The sequence below is a fragment of the Mesorhizobium sp. M1143 genome, assembly GCF_040318435.1.
GTDB lineage: Bacteria > Pseudomonadota > Alphaproteobacteria > Rhizobiales > Rhizobiaceae > Mesorhizobium.
In genome coordinates this window covers 1-3,303 of sequence record NZ_JAMYMJ010000129.1, presented here as the reverse complement: position 1 = coordinate 3,303, position 3,303 = coordinate 1, and the positions used below count along the sequence as shown (strand labels likewise).

General features: G+C 58.8%; 4 protein-coding genes. 2 read left to right on the top strand and 2 right to left on the bottom strand.

What is annotated here, in order from left to right; genetic code table 11:
- The first annotated feature begins 233 nt into the window (after positions 1–233).
- On the top strand, positions 234–458 hold the full coding sequence (locus tag NKH35_RS32120) for a Y4oE-related protein (RefSeq protein ID WP_502907018.1): 225 nt from the start codon (positions 234–236) through the stop codon (positions 456–458).
- A gap of 581 nt (positions 459–1,039) precedes the next feature.
- Here NKH35_RS32120 and NKH35_RS31075 read toward each other — a convergent pair.
- The gene (locus NKH35_RS31075; protein ID WP_023690461.1) at positions 1,040–1,252 is read right to left on the bottom strand and encodes a hypothetical protein; all 213 of its coding nucleotides are present in this window, start codon (positions 1,250–1,252) and stop codon (positions 1,040–1,042) included.
- 132 nt (positions 1,253–1,384) lie between these two features.
- Complete coding sequence (locus NKH35_RS31070) at positions 1,385–1,594, bottom strand: hypothetical protein (protein WP_023694061.1); 210 nt, start codon at positions 1,592–1,594, stop codon at positions 1,385–1,387.
- Between the two features lie 363 nt (positions 1,595–1,957).
- Between NKH35_RS31070 and NKH35_RS31065 the strand changes: the two genes are divergently transcribed.
- Positions 1,958–2,593 carry a class I SAM-dependent methyltransferase gene (locus tag NKH35_RS31065; RefSeq protein ID WP_023670654.1) on the top strand — a complete coding sequence of 212 codons (636 nt, stop codon included), beginning with the start codon at positions 1,958–1,960 and terminating at the stop codon, positions 2,591–2,593.
- Positions 2,594–3,303 lie beyond the last annotated feature (710 nt).

Genomic DNA, 3,303 nt, shown 5'->3' with positions numbered 1-3,303 from the left:
AGGCCGGCGCCGCCAACCACGACCGGCAAGGTGAAGGCAACGATGACGGCAACGTTACCGTTCGTGGCGCGCCTTAGGCGGCTCAAAGCAAACCAGATCCGGGTGAACGCGTTGGATGCCATATGTATTAGAAACCATGAATAGATAAACGAATGTGTAAAAAACCCATTCCGATTCGATGAAGTCCGACCTGCCAGACGAAATAGGTGCGCTGCAATTCCTCCTCGCCTCGCATGTACCGAGATCAGGCCGCTCAACCTGCGGTCGATCTCTACGGGTTGGAAGCGGCGACCGCCGTGGCGCAGTGCGCTTTGGAGGCTCATTTCGACGGTCGACCAGATGACTATCGCTTTTGGTGCGATGTCTTTCACCAACTGAGAAGAGCAACTGAAGGAACTTTTGCCGCGAAATCGTGTTCGTTCGAGCATGACCAGAATAGCCGACCTTGGACCGCCTAAGCCCGGCAAGCCACACCAACCGCAGGACGGGCACGATCGATTTCACCCATGCCCGATCTGCGGCCAGCAGGTCGACAAGCGCGACTTCCGCCAGGTCATGTGGCACGAGCAACCAGATCATGAGCCGCTGGAGCTCGATCAGTGAGGCAGGAACAACTGGGCCGCCAGCCAGAAGCCGACGGCCATCAAAGACAAAACAACGAGTGCGACGAGGAACAGCCTCATCGCCGGTTCCTACCACGCGTCAGAACAAAACCCGCCGACCGAAGCCAGCGGGCTTTTGTTGCAGGGCCGTGGTTTGCTTAGGATGTGGATCGCGGTTCAACACTGGGTGCCAATTGCGCAGTCACTGCGCTCAGACGCCCACGTTTGGTCAGTACTGGCTTGCTGTATTCTTTCTTCATGCAGTCCCTCCAGTGGAAATTTGAGGCAAAGCGCATTTACAGCCAAAGGTTGTCAATCAGCCCGCGCCTTGTCAATTCAAAAGGTGCCCGCCGCCCTTGCGTCCGGCGGACGAGAGACGTCACACCGCAAGCATCTCACCAGCCATGGAATCGTCCAACACCGTCCAGGTACTGAGGTTACCTAGCCGCAGGAGGGTCCTGAAGCCGCACAACCTTGTCGAGATGTAGCCGTATCCGCTGGCCTTCAGCGAAGGACAGCGCAAACGATTCCAGGCCGAATGAGCGTGTAATTTCCTGGTCGGTCTCTATGATGCGGACGACCCATTCGCCACTGGCTCCGACCACTTCCACGCGAGGCGTGGCCTTGCGAATTGACACCACGTTGCTCATCACATCCTCCCTACGAAACGCAATGGCAAGTCGATTTAAGACCGTCGTAGTCGGTAGATCAATAACAAATGCTTGCTCGGATCGGACGAACCATCCTGGATGGGCATACAACGGGGGCTAATGCCACTTCAGTCAGGCGAACCCTCCGGGGAACCTCCCTTGAGATAGCCTCTGCTTCAGGTCGTTGGCATTCAGGATGGCCGCCAGCTCTTCGGCATACTCCATGTCGGGAAGGTCGACAGATGGGTGGCCCGCTACAATAGCCGGCAGCCCGGTGAACACGTCGAACACCGTCCACGTCCCATCCGGTTCCCGCCTTACGCCGTACCGCAGAGTTGCCATGAGGGGATGCTAATGGAAGCCGCGAATATATGGTACAAAAAATGCGAGCGGGCGATCGGACAACGGGCACGCCTTGCAGAAGTTTTGCCGCTACGACGGGTTCGGTCGGGCACGGCCAGAATAGCCAACCTCGGACCGCCCATCCCCGGCAAGCCACATGACCTGACTGGGAAGAGCATTTCTATGCGCGCCCCATTTGCGCGCAAAAGGTAGACCGTCGCGACTTCCGCCAGGTGATGTGGCACGAGCAACCGGACCACCAGCCGCTGGAATGCGACGCCTAAGAGCGCAGCACAACCCAACTGGTCATCGCTATCGAAGCAGCGTTTGCGGGGCGGCCGCTTCTAGGCGCATGGTGGCTAGATGACCCGAATATGGGTGGGATCGGATGGCGCCACGATTTATAGCGAAACCACTGTCCTGGCCGACCGAACCGGCGGCTGGCTGGTCCGGGCCGGAATGAACCGGGGCAATGCCCGGCTCAACGGCTACGCTCTCGATCAAGTGCACCTGGTCCCGGTAGATCGTGCCGTGGAGGTCGGTTTCGGCGGCGCAGTTTTACTGCCGCAACTTATCCGTGAGGCAGCATTCGTTTGCGGTGTTGACCGCTCGCAGGATGTCGTGAACGCTGCCTCCCACCGGTTCGCCGATGCAGTGCGCGTCGGACGAGCCGAGTTCCGAACCGGGCTAGTCGAGGACTTGCCCTTGCCGGATAGCACATTCGACAAGGCTCTCAGCGTCCACACAGTGTACTTCTGGCAAAGCCTTAGAGCTGGATCCGCAGAGCTCCATCGCGTCCTCAAACCAGGCGGTCGCGTCGTGCTTGGCTTCCTCCCGAAGGCACATATGGACCGGATGAACATGCCGGCCGATATTTTTACACCTCGCGAGCCGGATGAGGTCATTGCTGCCTTGCGAGAGGCAGGGTTCAGCGACCCTGAAGTGCGGAGACCGAGCACGGAAACCGCATGGCTCGTTGTGACAGGCACGCGAAGATAAGTTTCGGCGCCTGGAAGCGGAAAAGCCCGCCGCCGAAGCCAACTGGCTTTGTTGCAGGGGTTTGCCTAGGCTCCTCTGGGTTCAACACTGGGTGCCAATTGCGCCGTCACTGCGCTGAGACGCCCACGTTTGGTCAGTACTGGCTTGCTGTATTCTTTCTTCACTGCAGTCCCTCTCTAGCGAATTTCGGCAAAGCGCCTTGGGCCTAAAGGTTCTCACTCATCGGTGCAGGTTGATGGCGTGCACACAGCCGTTACGGCCGAGAGCTTCTCGCGCTTCTTTAGTTCCGGCTTCTGATAAGGCTTCTTCATGCAGGGTTCCCCACGTTTGTCCCTCAATGCGAAAATGCGGTGCGCCGACCACGATTGTCAACCGGAAACACTGAAGTAGCGGCCGAGCGACGCCAGGGGCCGGCACGCGCGGTCAGGGCGGCGTGCGCAGCGTGGATGCTGCAATTGCCTGGCCGGTTGCCATGGCCTGCTAACGAGCGCACACTGCTGCGGTCGCCTCGAAAAATCAAAAACAAACAGGCACGAGGCGCTTGGGAGCGATCATCAGGCTTTCGCCCGACCAGGGAGAAGGCCCATGCCCACACCGGCACAGAGCCGGCTCATATATTTTATGGGCCAACTCGTTCACAACGAGAGCATCGTTTCCAAGCAGGATATTATCGTCGGCTTACTGGATCACGAAGGCAGTCCGACGGCCGA